Origin of the sequence: Micromonospora sp. M42 (assembly GCF_000568915.1) — a bacterium.
GTDB classification, from domain to species: domain Bacteria; phylum Actinomycetota; class Actinomycetes; order Mycobacteriales; family Micromonosporaceae; genus Micromonospora; species Micromonospora chalcea.
Window position 1 is genome coordinate 2,131,028 of sequence record NZ_KK037233.1, and the last position, 14,531, is coordinate 2,145,558.

Annotated in this window: 23 protein-coding genes; 15 read left to right on the forward strand and 8 right to left on the reverse strand. The window is 72.5% G+C overall.

Translation table 11 applies throughout. The features are described from left to right. The coding region (locus tag MCBG_RS09595; RefSeq protein WP_223201145.1) for an FAD-dependent oxidoreductase at positions 1 to 653 on the reverse strand (653 nt) is incomplete at its 3' end. A 147-nt stretch (positions 654 to 800) separates the two neighbouring features. Between MCBG_RS09595 and MCBG_RS09600 the strand changes: the two genes are divergently transcribed. From MCBG_RS09600 to MCBG_RS09625, 6 genes are read left to right on the forward strand one after another with little or no spacing between them, the layout of a single operon-like run. Then, complete coding sequence (locus MCBG_RS09600; RefSeq protein ID WP_043325160.1) at positions 801 to 1,214, forward strand: YbaB/EbfC family nucleoid-associated protein; 414 nt, start codon at positions 801 to 803, stop codon at positions 1,212 to 1,214. Continuing rightward, positions 1,211 to 1,540: a hypothetical protein gene (locus MCBG_RS09605; RefSeq protein WP_043325161.1), complete on the forward strand. Its 330-nt coding sequence runs from the start codon at positions 1,211 to 1,213 to the stop codon at positions 1,538 to 1,540. The genes MCBG_RS09600 and MCBG_RS09605 overlap by 4 nt, the downstream gene beginning before the upstream one ends. 3 nt (positions 1,541 to 1,543) lie before the next feature. Then, entirely contained in the window at positions 1,544 to 2,038 is a 495-nt protein-coding gene (locus MCBG_RS09610; protein WP_043325162.1) for a WXG100-like domain-containing protein, read from the forward strand. Further along, positions 2,031 to 2,558: a hypothetical protein gene (locus MCBG_RS09615; RefSeq protein ID WP_043325163.1), complete on the forward strand. Its 528-nt coding sequence runs from the start codon at positions 2,031 to 2,033 to the stop codon at positions 2,556 to 2,558. Before MCBG_RS09610 ends, MCBG_RS09615 begins: the two co-directional genes overlap by 8 nt. After that, entirely contained in the window at positions 2,555 to 3,106 is a 552-nt protein-coding gene (locus MCBG_RS09620) for an SUKH-4 family immunity protein (protein WP_043325164.1), read from the forward strand. Before MCBG_RS09615 ends, MCBG_RS09620 begins: the two co-directional genes overlap by 4 nt. Next, positions 3,103 to 3,639, forward strand: a complete 537-nt coding sequence (locus MCBG_RS09625; protein WP_030499656.1) for an SUKH-4 family immunity protein — start codon at positions 3,103 to 3,105, stop codon at positions 3,637 to 3,639. Before MCBG_RS09620 ends, MCBG_RS09625 begins: the two co-directional genes overlap by 4 nt. Before the next feature lie 539 nt (positions 3,640 to 4,178). On the opposite strand, the gene MCBG_RS09630 is transcribed toward MCBG_RS09625, so the two are convergent. Then, positions 4,179 to 4,640 (reverse strand): hypothetical protein, encoded by a 462-nt coding sequence (locus tag MCBG_RS09630; RefSeq protein ID WP_223201146.1) that lies wholly within the window; start codon positions 4,638 to 4,640, stop codon positions 4,179 to 4,181. 147 nt (positions 4,641 to 4,787) lie between these two features. Next, positions 4,788 to 5,402 carry a dihydrofolate reductase family protein gene (locus MCBG_RS09635; protein ID WP_043325165.1) on the reverse strand — a complete coding sequence of 205 codons (615 nt, stop codon included), beginning with the start codon at positions 5,400 to 5,402 and terminating at the stop codon, positions 4,788 to 4,790. 158 nt (positions 5,403 to 5,560) lie between these two features. On the opposite strand from MCBG_RS09635, the gene MCBG_RS09640 reads away from it, so the two are divergent. Beyond that, positions 5,561 to 5,923, forward strand: a complete 363-nt coding sequence (locus MCBG_RS09640; RefSeq protein ID WP_043325166.1) for a hypothetical protein — start codon at positions 5,561 to 5,563, stop codon at positions 5,921 to 5,923. Positions 5,924 to 5,971: 48 nt separating this feature from the next. On the opposite strand, the gene MCBG_RS09645 is transcribed toward MCBG_RS09640, so the two are convergent. Continuing rightward, positions 5,972 to 6,709, reverse strand: a complete 738-nt coding sequence (locus tag MCBG_RS09645; protein WP_043325167.1) for a VOC family protein — start codon at positions 6,707 to 6,709, stop codon at positions 5,972 to 5,974. Between the two features lie 144 nt (positions 6,710 to 6,853). On the opposite strand from MCBG_RS09645, the gene MCBG_RS09650 reads away from it, so the two are divergent. Further along, the gene (locus tag MCBG_RS09650; RefSeq protein ID WP_043325168.1) at positions 6,854 to 7,279 is read left to right on the forward strand and encodes an iron chaperone; all 426 of its coding nucleotides are present in this window, start codon (positions 6,854 to 6,856) and stop codon (positions 7,277 to 7,279) included. 8 nt (positions 7,280 to 7,287) lie between these two features. Here MCBG_RS09650 and MCBG_RS09655 read toward each other — a convergent pair whose 3' ends face one another. Together MCBG_RS09655 and MCBG_RS09660 are read right to left on the reverse strand one after the other, a co-directional pair. After that, positions 7,288 to 8,241 (reverse strand): FAD-dependent oxidoreductase, encoded by a 954-nt coding sequence (locus tag MCBG_RS09655; RefSeq protein WP_043325169.1) that lies wholly within the window; start codon positions 8,239 to 8,241, stop codon positions 7,288 to 7,290. 92 nt (positions 8,242 to 8,333) lie between these two features. Further along, positions 8,334 to 9,044 carry a hypothetical protein gene (locus MCBG_RS09660; RefSeq protein ID WP_043325170.1) on the reverse strand — a complete coding sequence of 237 codons (711 nt, stop codon included), beginning with the start codon at positions 9,042 to 9,044 and terminating at the stop codon, positions 8,334 to 8,336. A gap of 196 nt (positions 9,045 to 9,240) precedes the next feature. On the opposite strand from MCBG_RS09660, the gene MCBG_RS09665 reads away from it, so the two are divergent. From MCBG_RS09665 to MCBG_RS09685, 5 genes are all read left to right on the forward strand, one after another. After that, positions 9,241 to 9,690, forward strand: coding sequence for a MarR family winged helix-turn-helix transcriptional regulator (locus MCBG_RS09665; protein WP_043325171.1), 450 nt, complete (start codon positions 9,241 to 9,243; stop codon positions 9,688 to 9,690). After that, a complete protein-coding gene (locus MCBG_RS09670; RefSeq protein ID WP_043325172.1) occupies positions 9,687 to 10,502 on the forward strand; it encodes an NAD-dependent epimerase/dehydratase family protein in 816 nt (271 codons plus the stop codon). Before MCBG_RS09665 ends, MCBG_RS09670 begins: the two co-directional genes overlap by 4 nt. Before the next feature lie 62 nt (positions 10,503 to 10,564). Next, positions 10,565 to 10,897, forward strand: a complete 333-nt coding sequence (locus MCBG_RS09675; protein WP_043325173.1) for an ArsR/SmtB family transcription factor — start codon at positions 10,565 to 10,567, stop codon at positions 10,895 to 10,897. Then, positions 10,894 to 11,370, forward strand: a complete 477-nt coding sequence (locus MCBG_RS09680; protein WP_043325174.1) for an SRPBCC family protein — start codon at positions 10,894 to 10,896, stop codon at positions 11,368 to 11,370. Before MCBG_RS09675 ends, MCBG_RS09680 begins: the two co-directional genes overlap by 4 nt. Continuing rightward, a complete protein-coding gene (locus MCBG_RS09685) occupies positions 11,348 to 11,710 on the forward strand; it encodes a nuclear transport factor 2 family protein (protein ID WP_043325175.1) in 363 nt (120 codons plus the stop codon). The genes MCBG_RS09680 and MCBG_RS09685 overlap by 23 nt, the downstream gene beginning before the upstream one ends. Here MCBG_RS09685 and ftrA read toward each other — a convergent pair. Continuing rightward, positions 11,683 to 12,675 carry a transcriptional regulator FtrA gene (gene ftrA / locus MCBG_RS09690; protein WP_043325176.1) on the reverse strand — a complete coding sequence of 331 codons (993 nt, stop codon included), beginning with the start codon at positions 12,673 to 12,675 and terminating at the stop codon, positions 11,683 to 11,685. The genes MCBG_RS09685 and ftrA overlap by 28 nt on opposite strands. A 62-nt stretch (positions 12,676 to 12,737) precedes the next feature. Between ftrA and MCBG_RS09695 the strand changes: the two genes are divergently transcribed. Together MCBG_RS09695 and MCBG_RS09700 are read left to right on the forward strand one after the other, a co-directional pair. Next, entirely contained in the window at positions 12,738 to 13,202 is a 465-nt protein-coding gene (locus tag MCBG_RS09695; protein WP_043325177.1) for a rhodanese-like domain-containing protein, read from the forward strand. Positions 13,203 to 13,257: 55 nt separating this feature from the next. Further along, positions 13,258 to 13,836 carry a dihydrofolate reductase family protein gene (locus MCBG_RS09700; protein ID WP_043325178.1) on the forward strand — a complete coding sequence of 193 codons (579 nt, stop codon included), beginning with the start codon at positions 13,258 to 13,260 and terminating at the stop codon, positions 13,834 to 13,836. On the opposite strand, the gene MCBG_RS09705 is transcribed toward MCBG_RS09700, so the two are convergent. Continuing rightward, positions 13,818 to 14,528 (reverse strand): helix-turn-helix domain-containing protein, encoded by a 711-nt coding sequence (locus MCBG_RS09705; protein ID WP_043325179.1) that lies wholly within the window; start codon positions 14,526 to 14,528, stop codon positions 13,818 to 13,820. The genes MCBG_RS09700 and MCBG_RS09705 overlap by 19 nt on opposite strands. Between the last annotated feature and the right edge of the window lie 3 nt (positions 14,529 to 14,531).

Consider the following 14,531-nt stretch of genomic DNA (forward strand, 5'->3'; position numbering starts at 1 on the left):
GGATGCACGTACGTGATGCCGGCCCGAGGTCGCCCTCGTCGCGAACCCGAGACGGTCAGGTCGAGGGTTCGCCACCAGCAGGACGTGCCCGCGCGCCGGGTACACGGCCGGGTCGGCGGCGAGCCGCCCGGCGGCCAGACCGGTCGCGTTGACCACGACCGGCGCGACCTCGTACGCGTCGGCGAGCGTGCCCAGCCACGGCGGACGACCCGGCCGCCGCCCGACTCCAGGCGCTCCCGCAGCCAGGTGAGGTACGGGGTCATCTCCACCGACGGGGCGGTGAACCGCAGCAGCGCGGTGTACGGCGGCTCCGCCGGCTCGACCACCAGGTCGCCGCAGGCGTCGGCCCACCAGGGCGGCCCGGCGTAGCGATAAAAAAAACCACATCCGGGTGGGCAAAGTCGACCACAAAACGGCACGCCGTCGGCCGCCTGGCGGCGCAGCTCGGCGTGGGTGTCCCGGGCCCAGCGCAGCACCCGTGGGTCCTCGTCGGTGTGGCTCGGGTACCAGACGGCGGCGGCCACGGTGGAGACCGTGTCGGCCGGGTCGTGGGCGGTCAGCACGGTGACCCGGGCACCCCGCCGCTGGAGCGTGAGCGCTGTCGTCAGCCCGACGACGCCGCCGCCGACCACCACCACGTCCGCCTCGGTCATGTTCCGCTCCCGTCACCCGTACCCGTGTGTTCCTGCCGATGGTGGCCGCCCGGACGCCCGGTGTCCAAGACGGATCGGGCGGCGCACGGGACAAATCGCTTTGTCCGTCTCGGTTACGCTCGTGGCGTTTGGCCTTGGGGAGGTCTCATGAGTGCGGATCCTTCGATGAGCGGCGACTTCACCCGCATGCTCGACGCGACGATGGCGGCACTTCGGACAGTGGGTCCGCCGCCGGCGGACGAGCCGGAGACACCGGCGGTCGGCGAGGCCGCCGACGGGCAGGTCCGCGCCGAGATGGGACGCGACGGCAAGCTCCACGCGCTACACGTCGAGCCGCGGCTGATGCGGCTCGGCTCCGAGGAGCTGACCGCGCACATCGTCAGCGCGGTGAACGCGGCGATCGACGGGCTGCGTACCGGCGAGAATCCGCAGGTCGCGGACATGTCGCAGTTGCGGGAGCAGTTGCAGGAGGTACGGGACACCGCCGTTCCCCGGCTCGGGTCGTTCCTCGATGCGCTGACCGAGGCGCAGGAGCGGATGGCACGCGGCGGGCAGCGATGAGCGGCGGCGGCTTCGAGGTGCACCCGCCGCTGATCCGGGCCGCCGGGCGGGGCGTCACCGACGCGGCCAAGCGGTTCACCGGCGAGCTGGAGGCGTTCGAGGCACGGATGCAGGGCTACGGCGAGCCGTGGGGCGCCGACGACATCGGGTCGCTCATCGGCATCGCCTACACCGAGGTGGCGAACTACATCTTCGACTGCGTCGGCATGGCCGCCGACGAGTTCACCGCAGCCGGCGCCGACATCGCCGGGATGGCCGACTCGTACGAGCGGGTCGACGAGGACGGCGCGGGCGCCATGCGTTCGCTGGCCGGCGGGCTGGGCTGAGCCGTGGGACTGCAACTACCGGGTGAGCTGGTCACCGCGCTCGGCTGGATCGGCTACACCTGGCCGGCCGCCGACGAGGAGAAGCTCTTCGAGATGGGCCAGGCGTGGCTGGAGTTCGGCGGCCGGATCGGGGCGGCGGCCGGCGCGGCGGACGCGGCTGCCGCGCAGGTGTGGACGCAGAACGTCGGTCCGGCGATCGCGGCGTTCCAGAAGTGGTGGGGCGGCGAGCAGAACGGGCCGGTCGTGCTGCACGACAGCATGCCCGCGGCGATGCTGCTCGGCGCCGGGCTGATCATCTGCGCGGCGATCGTCCTGGCGCTGAAGATCGCGGTGATCGTGCAGCTCGCCATCCTCGCGTTCGAGGTCGCCCAGGCGATCGCCACCGCCGTGGTCACGTTCGGCGCCTCGCTGGCCGAGATCCCGATCTTCCAGATCATCACCCGGGAGATCGTCGGCGCGCTCATCGACCAGGTCATCGGGAGACTGCTCGATGCCTAGCCCGAGGCGCGGCCGGGGCGCCGCCGCGAAACCGGCGGCCGGCAAGATCGTCCGCAAGGCGGTCGAGAAGCTGGAGAAGCCGATCGTCCGGGTCACCGGGCCCAACCGGAGCCTGCCGACGAAGGTCGTCCGGGTGCAGCGCCGGGACTTCCACGCCACCGCCCAGTTCCGGCGCAAGATGGCCGCGCTGAAGAAGCTCAGCGACGACGGCAAGCTCTACAAGGCCACCAACCCGGTGGCCCGCGACAAGAACCTCACCGACGGGTACAAGGACCGGATCCGCCAGAAGATCTGGGACAAGTACTGGCCGCACGACAAGGACCTCGCCAACCGGCTCAGTCAACGGCTCAGCGACTACCACCCCGACCACGTGTGGGAACTGCAGCTCGGCGGGCCGGACACCGTCGACAACCTCAAGCTGCTGCATGGTAGAACCAACACGGACATCGGCTCCCAGATCTGGGGGCAGATCCAGAATCTGCCGGACGGAACCCCGATCCGAATAGAGGTAGTGGATTGACTTCCGATCTCGCGCAGCTTCTCGCCGAACTCCGCGCCGACCTGGCCGCGGACGAGCCGGCCAGTCTCGCGTACGGGCAGATCGGCGACCCGGCCGACGAGGGCGACGTGCCGGCGGAGCTGCCGGACGGCGTCCGCGAGTTCCTGCTCGTGGCCGACGGCCTGCGGGCCGGCGCGTTCGAGCTGGCCTCGACCGGCCGGCTGCCCGGTGTCCAGTACTTCCTCGACTACGCGCCCGACTTCTCCCCCATCGGCCAGGACAAGGGCGGCTGGCTGGTCGTCGGCACACGCAGCGACGAGCCGATCTTCCTGGAGCGCGCCACCGGGGCGGTCTGGTACTTCCCGCCGACCGGCACCGAGTGGTTCATGGGCGACGCGTTCGAGGAGCTGGCGCCGGACCTCGACTCGTTCGTGCACTACTACGTGCTCGGCCCCGGCTACGCCGAGCTGGTCACCGACGACGACGGGTGGTACGCGTTCCTCGACCGGCAGGGCCTGCTCGACGAGGCCGAAGCCGAGGACGAGGACGAGGACGAGGCGCAGCCGTGACAGTCACCCGCGAACAGCTCACCGCCTTGTGGGGTGAGCGGGGCGTCATCTACTTCCCCGACCAGCGCTTCGACGCGATCCTCGGGCCGCTCGGGCCGGAGGTGTTCCCGCCCGACGGCGCGCTGCCGGTCGAGGTGCCGATCCTGTTCACAGTGGACGTCTCGGTCCCCGACGTCGAGCTGTTCTCCACGCTGTCGATCGAGCTGGGCGACCAGGGCCCCCGCCCGTACGTCGTGCTCGGCTCCGCGCCGGAGGACCCGGCGCTGCTGTTCTGCCTGGACGCGGGCACCGGCGCGGTGATCCTGCTCGACCTGGAGACACCGAACCTGGAGACGGTGAACAGCACGTTCGCCGCGTTCGTGGAGTTCCTCTACCGGCTCGGCCAGCTCATCGCCACCGACCCCGGCGGGCGGGAACGGGCCGCCCGCGCGGCGGCGATCCGCGACGACCTGCGTCCGGTCGACCCGGTCGCGTTCGCCGAGCCGGAGTCGTGGTGGAACATGGCCTTCGACGAGCTGGAGTCGACCGCCTGAGGTCAACCGGCCGCCGGTGCGGCCCGGTCCGCGCCGGGTCAGCCCGGCGACGAGCAGCAGGTACGCGGCCCAACTCCACCGCCACCGTCAACGCCGCCACCGTTGCGGCATCGCCAAGGTGGGCGGGATGGCGTACCAGGCGAACAGGGCGGTGCCGTCCAGCCGACTGACATCACATAACTGCTTGTCGCCTGAAGCTACAAAGACGACGCCCGAAATCGAGGGGGATCAACCATCGCCTAGACACCAAGTCACTTTAGAATCCTCTCGACGTCTTGAATGTATATGTTATATACTCAAACCGATGTCGTACGAAGAGCTGATGCCCGCCGGTCGGTGTCCAGAAGGAAAATATCCAGAGTGAGTTAGCAAGAGGACCCCCCACACTCTTTTCTCCGGTTGTGGGAGTCTAGACACGTGGGCCTAGATAAGGTAACCTAGGCCTGCAAAGGGTTCTGGGGGCCCCCTGATCTAGGGTGTTACCTCGGTACCGGGATATGAGTTTCCCATATTGAGTGCGTGTCAGCTGACGTAGGCTTCTAAGGACCTGTGAGTAACTGCCCACTGTGGACGCAACCCATAGTGTCCACCCGGGTCAGCGTGGTCTCGGTGCGGATCTCCAGGCCCGGGGTGACGGCGGCGACGGCGACGCCGATGTCGGTGACCCGGACTGCCGCGTACCCGACGACGGGTGCGGCGGCGACCGCGGCGGCGATCAGGTGCCGGCGCCGTCCAGGGCCCCGGCACGCGACCAGCAGCACCGCCACCGCGACAAGCGCCGCCCAGCTCCCGGCGAGCGCCGCGTCGAAGCCGGCCGTCCGGTCGACGGCGCTGTCGCCGCTGCCGTACACCGTCCAGCCGAAGTCCCCGGTGCCCGGCCCGGCCGGCATGGTGCGGACCGCGTCCACGATCAGCGGTGCGAGCGCCGCCGGCACCGCCCAGCGCGGGGCGGGCAGTCCGGCGGCGACGGCGTACGCCAGCAGCAGCGCCAGGCTCAGCACCTTCCGCGCCGCGCCAGAGCGGTGCGGCCACCAGGACGCCGACGACGTGGGCGACGGCGGCCACGGCCGCAGGGATCAGCAGCAGCGGAGCACGACGCACCGGCGGATCCTTTCACGGCACACCGGGCCGCCGCCGCCCCGTGATCGTCAGCTGCCGGCCGGCACCTGGTCCTTGATGTCGTCGTACCCGGCCGCGCCCGGCGCCGACGCCGGGGTGTAGATCACCCGGATCACGCCGGTCGGGTACGCCTCCGTCGCGGCCACCCGCAGGTGGTACGGCGCGTCGCCCTCGTCGAACAGCCGGCGGCCCTTGCGGGCGGCGACCGGGTGCACCAGCAGCCGCAGCTCGTCCACCAGGCCCGCGGCGAGCAGTTGCTGCACCACCGAGATCGAGCCGGGGATGAGGATGCCCTTGATGCCGGCGTCGGCCTTCAGCGCGCGCACGGCGTCGGTCAGGTCGCCCTGGATCAGCTCCGAGTTGCGCCAGGAGAACTCCAGCGGCTGGCGGGACACGACGACCTTGCGCATGTCGCCGAGCTGCTTGGCGAACGGCGCGTCCTCACCGCCGGCGGCCTCCCGGTCCGGCCAGGCGCCGGCGAAGCTGTCGTACGTCTCCCGGCCGATCAGCAGCACGTCGGAGGTGTCGTAGTCCTCGGTGACGGCGCGGCCCATGTTGTCGTCGAAGTACGGGAAGTGCCAGTCGGGGTCGATCTCGGCGACACCGTCGGCCGAGATGAACAGCGTGGAGATGACTTTGGCCATCGCGGTGCTCCCTACCTGTCTGTCTGGGATGTCGAAGGGTGGACCGCCGAGGCTTCGCGAACTCATCGCACCCGCTGTCGATTCTGCTGCCGAAACCCGATGGCCGGTCGCGGCGCGCCGCCGGTACGGTGCCATGACCGTGGCAGAAGGGGTGCGTGGTGACGGAGACGACGACGCTGTGGCGCCCGACCGGCCCACGGGAGCTCGACCTCGTCCGCGCCTCCGGCTGGCGGGCCTGGCCGCCGCGGCTGCCGGACCAGCCGATCTTCTACCCGGTGCTCAACGAGCAGTACGCCGTCATGATCGCCCGGGACTGGAACGTGCCGGCGTCCGGCGCCGGCTACGTGACGCGCTTCCACGTCGAGCGCGCGTTCGCCGCCCGCTACCCGGTCCGGCAGGTGGGTGGCCGGGACATCCTGGAGCTGTGGGTGCCGGCCGAGGAGCTCGACGAGTTCAACCGGCACATCGTCGGGCCGATCGAGGTGGTCCACGAGTTCCGGGCGGAGAACCGGCCGGCCTGACCGACGCCGGGCGGGCGGTCGTACCCGCCCGGCGCCGCGGTCCGCGGATCAGCCCGGGGTGAGGACGCAGAACTCGTTGCCCTCCGGGTCGACCAGCACCCGCCACGGGATGTCGGTCCCGCCCAGGTCCGCGTCGGTGGCGCCGAGCGTCCGCAGGCGGGCGACCTCGGCGTCCAGGTCGTCGCCCGCGTAGGGGCGGACGTCGAGGTGGACGCGGTTCCACCCGGTCTTCGCGTCGGCGCTGCGGGCGAACCGCACGTACGGGCCGACGCCCTGAGCGGAGCGCAGCACCGCCTGCTGGTCGGTCACCTCGTGCACGGTCCAGTCGGTGGCCCGGCCCCAGAAGTCCGCCATGGCGCGCGGGTCGGCGCAGTCGACCACCACCTCGCCGATCGGCCCGGTGTCCGCGTGCCGCGGGTCCGGCTCGCGTACGCAGAACTCGTTGCCCTCCGGGTCCGCCAGGACCGTCCACGGCACGTCGCCCTGGCCCACGTCTGCGGGGGTGGCGCCGAGCGCGGTCAGGCGCGCGACCAGCTCCGTGTGGTGCGCGGGCGAGGTGGTCGCGAGGTCGACGTGGACGCGGTTCTTCGCCGTCTTGGGCTCGGTGGAGACGACGAGGTCGACGTAGAGGGCGCGGGGGTCCGGGTAGGTGAGGCCCGCGGGTTCGAGGTTGGTCACGCCGGGTTCCTCGCTGGACATCTCCCAGCCGAGCACCTCCGCCCAGAAGCCGCCAAGCGCCACCTCGTCGTGTGCCTTCATGTTGATCTGTACGAGCCGGGTTGCCATGGCCGCGATGGTAGGTGCCGCGCCGGGTCGCCGTGGTCCCGGCAGGTGGTCAGGAATCGAGAAGCGGGCGCCCACCGCCGGGCCATAGCGTTGCTGCCAGGCGGTCGGCACCACGCGGACCGCGAGTCACGAGGGGGGATCGAGATGTCCGACGGGTTCACTGCCGAGGAACGCGCCGCGATGAAGGAGCGCGCGGCCGAGCTGCGCGCCGAGGGCAGGAAGGGCGCGAAGAAGGCCGACGACCTGCAGGCGGTGCTCGACCGGATCGCGCAGATGGCGCCGGAGGACCGCGAGCTGGCCGAGCGCGTGCACATGACGATCATGTCCGCCGCGCCGGAGCTGGCGCCGAAGACCTGGTACGGCATGCCCGCGTACGCCAACGCCGCCGGCAAGATCGTCGTGTTCTTCCAGGACGCGGGGAAGTTCAAGTACCGCTACTCGACGGTGGGCTTCCAGGAGGCGGCGAACCTCGACGACGGCGACATGTGGCCGGCGTCGTTCGCGCTGGTGCGGTGGAGCCCGGAGGTGGAGAAGAAGCTCGCCGAGCTGGTGCGTACCGCCGTGTCCTGACCGTGCCGTCAGGCGGACGGCGCGGCGCCGAGGGCGAGCGCGGCGGCGTCGCGGGCGCAGCCCCAGGACAGCATCACGCCGTTGCCCGCGTGGCCGTAGTTGTGCACGACGAGCGCGTCGCCGCGCCGCTGCGCCGCCACGCGCGGCGCCGCCCGGCCGGGACGCAGCCCGACTGTGTGTTCGAGGACCTCGGCGGCGGCCAGGGCGGGTTCGATCGCGACGCACCGGGCGAGGACGTCGGCCTCCTCGGCCGGATCGGGGGTGGTGTCGTCGCTGCGTCGCTGGCCGCCGCCGAGCACCACGTGGTCGCCGTGCGGGAAGATCGACGCCCAGGCCGGCGCCATCGGCGCCTCCATGAAGAACCGTTCCAGGCCGGGGTTGCGCACCACGATCCGGGGGCCGCGCACCGGGTACAGGCCGGTGTCGCCGGTCAGGGCCCGCGCCGCCAACCCGGCGCAGTTGACCACCACCGGGGCCAGCGTCGCCGCCTCGTCCAGCGAGCCGACCGGCTCCTGGCGCACCTCGCCGCCGCCGTCGCGGAGTCGCTCCAGGAGGTACGCGAGGTAGACCGGCATGTCGACCAGCGGCAGGCGGACGGTGAACGCGGTGCCGAAGCCGGCCGGCCGCTCGTCGTCGCCGAGCTGCCGGAAGCCCGGCGTCTGCTCGGCGTACGGGGGCGTCGCCCCGGCCGGCCGGGCGGCGAGCGTGCCGTCGCGCCACACCACGCCCGGCATGGGCTCGGCGCCGAGCACCCGCAGCGTCTCGTCGGTCCAGGCGCGTTGCGGGTCGCCGGGTGGCGACAGGTTCGGGCCGACGAGCGCCGACGCCAGCGCCGAGGTGGTGCGGGCGGGCGGCACCGCCGTGCGGACGAGCACCCGGGCGCCGCTCTCGGCCAGCCGGATGCCGGTGCTGAGCCCGCTCACGCCGGCTCCGAGGACGACGACGTGCGGATGTGCGGTCATGGCGGGCCCCCATCGCGTCGCGGCTGCGGTCGCCCGCCCATTCTGCCCGGCGATCCCGCTCCCGTTTGCCCCGTCCGGCCGCCGTCAGTCGCTCAGCGCTGCCAGGAGTCGAGGCCGCGGACCGCGGCGGCGGCGATGTCGTCGGACAGGCCGGGGTCGTTGCTGGCGCCCTCCCAGCCCTGGTCGTGCACGACGGTGACCGCGTCGGCGACCCGGATCACGATGATCTGGCTGGTGGCCTGCCCTTCGGCCGGGCTGCCGTCGAGGCCGGTAGCCGGTCGCGTCACCGTCACCAGCAGGGCTTCGTCGCCGGTCCGGGCCATCGGCTCGGACCGGACGGTGACGGTGCCGCCCGACTCCTGGAACGACCGGCAGGACTCCATCGCCCCGCGGACCCGGCGCAGGTAGTCGGCGGCGCCGGTGCCCTCGAACGCGAAGACGGTCTGGTGCAGCGTGCCGAAGGGGACGTTCTCCGGCGGGTCCGTCGGCTTCTTGTAGGCGCTCGTCATGGCGGCGCTCGCGGTGACCGACCGTCCGCCGCTGCGGAACTCCTGGTCGCACAACTCGGGCAGCGCGTCGGTGACCTCCATCGGCTGCGCCTCGGTCTTGCGCAGCTCCGGCGGCAGGTCGGCGAAGGCGGACGTCGGGATCGTCACGCGCCCGCCGGACGACTGCGACGTCTCCGGCGTCGCGGGGGCGGTGGCCGAGGTCGCGCTCGGGTCCGCGGCGCCGCCGTCGTCCCCACCGCCGTCGCCGCACGCGCCGGCCAGCAGCGCGGTGACGAGCAGGGGTACGCCAAGCATCCGCCTACGGCGACTCGGTGTCCTCATGTCGACCTCCGTCCCGTGCCCGTCCCGACGACGTTCCCGATGCCACGCCGCCCGAAACGGCGTCAGTCCCCTGCTCCCCCAACTGCCGGGCGCCCCGTGGCGTTCCGGCGCGCAGCCACCTCTTGACATGTCGTTAGGCACCTGACAATGTTGTCAGGTGCCTAACGACATGAACGCCTACGAGCTGGCCGCTCCGGGCGTCTGGGCGAAGAAATACTTCCTCGCCAGCCGGGCCCTGATGGAGTCCGTGCTGCGCCCCTACGATCTCGGAAACACCCAGTGGTACGTGTTGTACCGGCTGAGTGAGGGCCGGCCGGTCGGCCAGCGCACCCTCACCCGCGAACTGGAGGTCGAACGGGCGACCCTCAGCGCGGTGATCGCGGCGCTCGTCCGCAAAGGCCTGATCGAACAGGTGCCCGACCCGGACGACCAGCGTCAGAAACAGCTGCACATCACGCCGGCCGGCGTGAACCTGTGGAACTCGCTCCCCGATCCGATGGCGTTGATCGCGGAGGTCGCCTTCGGCGGGGTCGACCCCGCGGACATCGAGACCATGAATCGCGTCCTCAGCGGCGCGACCAGACGACTGATCGACTACCGGAAGGAGCACGGGTCATGACCGTTCTCGTGACCGGCGGAACGGGCCTGGTCGGCCCCCGCCTGCTCGGGCGACTCACCGCGGCGGGTGTCGAGTGCCGCGCCCTCGTCCGTCCCGGAAGAGCAGTGCCCGACGGCGTACGGCGCGTCGAGGGTGACGTCCTCAGCCCCGAATCCCTGCCGGCGGCCGTGGAAGCGGTCACCGCGGTCATCCACCTGGCCGCCGTGTTCCGCACCCGCGACGACGAGCAGATCTGGGCCGTCAACCGTGACGGCACCCGCAACCTGATCGCCGCCGTCGAGAAGCACGCGCCGCAGGCCCGGTTCCTGCTGGCCAGCACCTCCCACGTCTACGGCGCCGACAGCACCCACCCCGGGCGTGAGGACGACCCCGTCGCGCCGACGCTGGCCTACCCCGCCAGCAAGATCGAAGCCGAGCAGCTGCTTCGCGCCAGCGGGCTCACCTGGGGCATCCTGCGCCTTCCCTTCATCTACGGCGACCGGGACGGGCACCTCGAATCGTTGCCCGAACTCGCGGCCGGCATGGGGTGGCACCCGGCACAGAGGCTGAGCGTCTGCCACCACGCCGACATCGCCACGGCGTTCGCACTGGCCCTCACGGGCGCGTTCGACAACCGCACCGTCAACATCGCCGACGAGTCGCCCCTGAGCATCTACGAGATGTCCCAGCTCGTCGGCTACTCCTACGGCTCCTCCGCCGAACCGCTCCGTCAGCCGTGGCGGGGGCAGATGGACGTCAGCCTCGCCCGCAGCCTCGGCTTCACACCGACGATCAGCACCATCTACGAGGCCGTCCGCAGCGGCGCGCTCTGACCCGGCGCGAGCATAAACAAAGGGTTGTTTGCGCAAACCTGTGTTTGCGCTAGCGTGAGGGCATGCGCTCCGATCCGGACCTCGATCTCGCCTTCGCCGCGCTCGGCGACCCGGTCCGCCGCGCCCTGGTGACCCGCCTCGCGCGCGGGGAGGCCACCGTGGGCGAGCTGGGTGAGCCGTTCGACCTGACGCCGCAGGCGATCTCCCACCACGTCGGCGTGCTGCGCCGGTGCGGCCTGGTCGAGCAGCGACGGGAGGGCACCCGGCGACCCTGCCGGCTGCGCGTCAACCAGCTCACCCGGCTCGGCTCGTGGATCGACGAGCAACGCCGCGCCTGGGACGACCGTCTCGACGCGCTGGAGACGCACCTCTCCGACCCGGAGGCGACCCGGTGAGGACGCGCGTCGAACGGCACGGCGACGAGCTGATCGCCCGGCGGCACCTGCCCGCCGCGCCGGACCGGGTCTGGGCGGCCTTCACCTCGCCGGCGAGCATCGCCGCGTTCTGGGGCGGTTCGCACGCCAGCGTGCCGCCGGGCTCGGTGACCGTCGACCTGCGGCCGGGCGGGGAGTTCGCCCTCGACACACGCGCGCCCGACGGCCGGACCGGGCGGCTCCGGTTCGTCTACGTCAGCGTGGACCCGCCACGGGAGCTGGTCTTCGACGAGCCGGTCACCGGCCTGCGTACGACCGTCACGCTCCGGCCCGCGCGCGACGGCACCGACCTGACGGTGCACCAGCGCAAGCTTCCGCCCGAGTTGCGTACCGACCAGGCCGCGGACGGGCTCGCCTCGATCCTCGACGCGCTCGCCGCCCACCTCCGACACCACGACGATGGAGACGACAGTGCCCCGAGCAACCCAGCGTGACCTGGTCGCGGAATACTTCGCCGGCTTCCGGGCGAGCGACCACGAGCGCATCCTCGCCACCCTCACCGACGACGTGGAGTGGGTCATCCACGGCCACCGCACCACCCGCGGCCGGGCCGAGTTCGACGGCGAGATCGAGAACCCCGCGTTCACCGGCAGTCCACGGCTCGACGTCGAGCGCGTGATCGAGGACGGGCCGGTCGTCGTGGTCACCGGCGAGGGCCGGGGCGCCACCGTCGCGCACGGGCCGTTCCGCTTCGCCTTCAACGACCTGTTCACGTTCCGGGACGGGCTCATCGCCCGCGTCGACTCCTACGTCGTACCGCTGCCCGGGGCGTGAGCGCCGCCTGACGCCCCGGTGAAGGCCCGCCGGTACGCCGACGGCGAGGTCCGCATCGCGGCGGTGAAGTGGTGCCGGAACGTCACCGCCGTCTCGAACCCCACAGTGGCGGCGACCTCCTCGATCGGCGCGCTCGTCGTCTCCAGCAGCGGCAGGCTGGCCTGGACGCGCCGGTCGATCAGCCAGCGGATCGGCGTGGTGCCGGTGGCCCGCGCGAAGTGCCGCAGGTACGTACGGGGCGACATGTGCGCCTGCCGGGCCAGCCTGGCCACGGTGATCTCGGCGGTCAGGTTCGCCAGCGCCCATGACATGCTCGCGGCGAGCCGGTCGTCGCCGGGGTCGGCCGGGACCGGCGCCTCGACGAACTGCGCCTGGCCGCCGTCGCGGTGCGGCGGTACGACCAGCCGGCGGGCGACCGCGTTGGCGATCGTCGGCCCGTGGTCGCGGCGTACCAGGTGGACGCAGAGGTCGAGACCGGCCGCGCTGCCGGCGCCGGTGAGGACGTCCCCGTGGTCCACGTACAGCACGTCCGGGTCGACGCGGACCGCCGGGTGCCGCCGGGCGAGCAGGTCGGCGTACCGCCAGTGGGTGGTGGCCCGGCGGCCGTCGAGCAGGCCCGCGCCGGCCAGGGCGAACGCGCCCGAGCAGATCGACACGATCCGGGCGCCGCGCCGGTGCGCGGCACGCAACGCGGCGGTCAGCCGGGGCGACGGGTCGGCGTACACGTCGGCGACGCCGGGCACGATCAGCGTGCCGGCGCCGGCGAACACGTCGAGGCCGTGGTCGGTGTGCAGCGTGGCGCCGCCGACCAGCCGCACCGCGCCGGGTGTCTCCGCGCAGACGGTCAGCTCGTACCAGGGCACGTCGAACTCCGGGCGGGGCAGGCCGAAGACCTCGGTGACGATCCCGGTCTCGAACACCGACATGCCCTCGTACGCCAGCACCGCCACGGTGGCACGGTTCATGGCGGGATGTTAGCGAAGGGCGGCGCTCACGCCACTGGGGCCACCGGACGGCGGTCGGCACGATGGGTGCCATGTCGAACGTCCTGCGCATTCCCGCCGCCCGCCCCGCCGACGCCGTCGCCCACTACGCGGCCCGGCTCTCCTTCCAGGCCGACGTCAGCGACGTGCACGCCGATCTGGAAGCGGGCGTGACCGGCCTGGTCGTGGTCGACTCGCGCAGCCTCGCGGCGTGGCGGCAGGGGCACATCCCCGGCGCCGTCCACCTGCCCACCGCGCAGATCGCCGACCGGGCCGCCGAGCTGATCCCGGCGGACGCCACGGTGGTCACCTACTGCTGGGGACCGGGCTGCGACGGCGCCACCCGTGCGGCGCTGGAGTTCGCCCGGCTCGGCCGGCCGGTCAAGGAGATGATCGGCGGATACGAGTACTGGGTGCGGGAGGGCTTCCCGGTACGCACCGACGCGGGGCTCGTCCGCCGGCCCGCCGACGACCTCACCGCGCCGGCCGGGGCGTCGTGCGGCTGCTGAGGGCGTGTCGGTTCCGTACAAGACACCGGGTGGCGGGCGTTCCTAGCATTGCCGCATGCGTGATCTTGTCTACACCGGATTCATGTCGCTCGACGGCGTGGTGGACTCCCCCGGCGGCGGCCCGGGCGAGGACCACCGCAGCGGCGGCTGGGTCGTCAAGGACGTCGAGTTCCTGCCCGAGGCGTTCTCCCTCAAGGGCGAGGAGCTGGAGCAGACCACGGCGCTGATGTTCGGGCGGCGCAGCTACGAGGCGTTCGCGCCGACCTGGCGCGACTCCGAGGACCACGCCGCCTACCGGGACCTGCCGAAGTACGTGGTGTCGTCCAGCCTGCCCGACGACGCGCTGGTCGACGGCTGGGGACCGACGACGATCCTGCGCTCCACCGCCGACGTGGCCGCGCTCAAGCGGGGCGACGGCGGCGACATCTTCATCCACGGCAGCGCGGAACTCGCCCGCCGTCTCGCCGAGGCGGACCTGATCGAGCGGTACCACCTGCTCGTCTTCCCGGTGCTGCTCGGCGCCGGCAAGGGCCTGTTCACCCGGGCGGACCGGGACCGGCAGACGCTGCGGCTGCGCGACAGCGCCGCCTACCCCAACGGCGTCGTCAAGCTGATCTACGACGTGACCCGCTGAGCCGGGTCCAGCGCGATCGCGCCACCGGCGCCCGCGCGCAGCTCACCGGCCGTCCGTCCGACGTACCGGCGCAGCGCGCGGGCCAGGTGCGGCTCGTCCACGTACCCGAAGGTGGTGACCGCGTCGGCGGGCGGGCCGCCCGCGGCCAGCAGCACGGCGGCCCGGCGCGCTCGGTCGATCTGCCGCACCGCGCCCCGGGTCAGCCCGGTCGCCGCCCGGAAGCGGCGTTCGAGGGTACGCGGTGACGCCGGTGGACGGCCGCCGCGCAGGGTCTCGGTGACGAGCGGGTCGCGGACCACCACGCCAGCCCGGACCAGCCGCTCGACCAGGGCCTCGGCGTCGTCCGGGCCGGGTGTCTCCCACCAACCGCCGTCGAGGCGGAACGTCCGGCGGCTCACGTCGGGCAGCTCGGCGCCGCTGTCCACAAGCTCAGGCGTGGGTACGAGCCGCAGCGAGGTGCCGACCGCGAACTCGATACCGACGAAGCTCGCGCCCTCGGGCACCGGCGCGGCGCCGGTGGCGGTCTCGGGGCCGGAGACGGCCGCGTAGGAGCGCCCGTCGCGCTGCCAGAACACGAGCCCCCAGCACGGCGTCGCCACCGAGGTCATCTCGTCGACCCGGTCGCTGACGCAGGTCCACACGGTGTCGATCCAGGCCGAGTCGGACGCGCGCGTGGTGAACCGCAGCTCCACGGC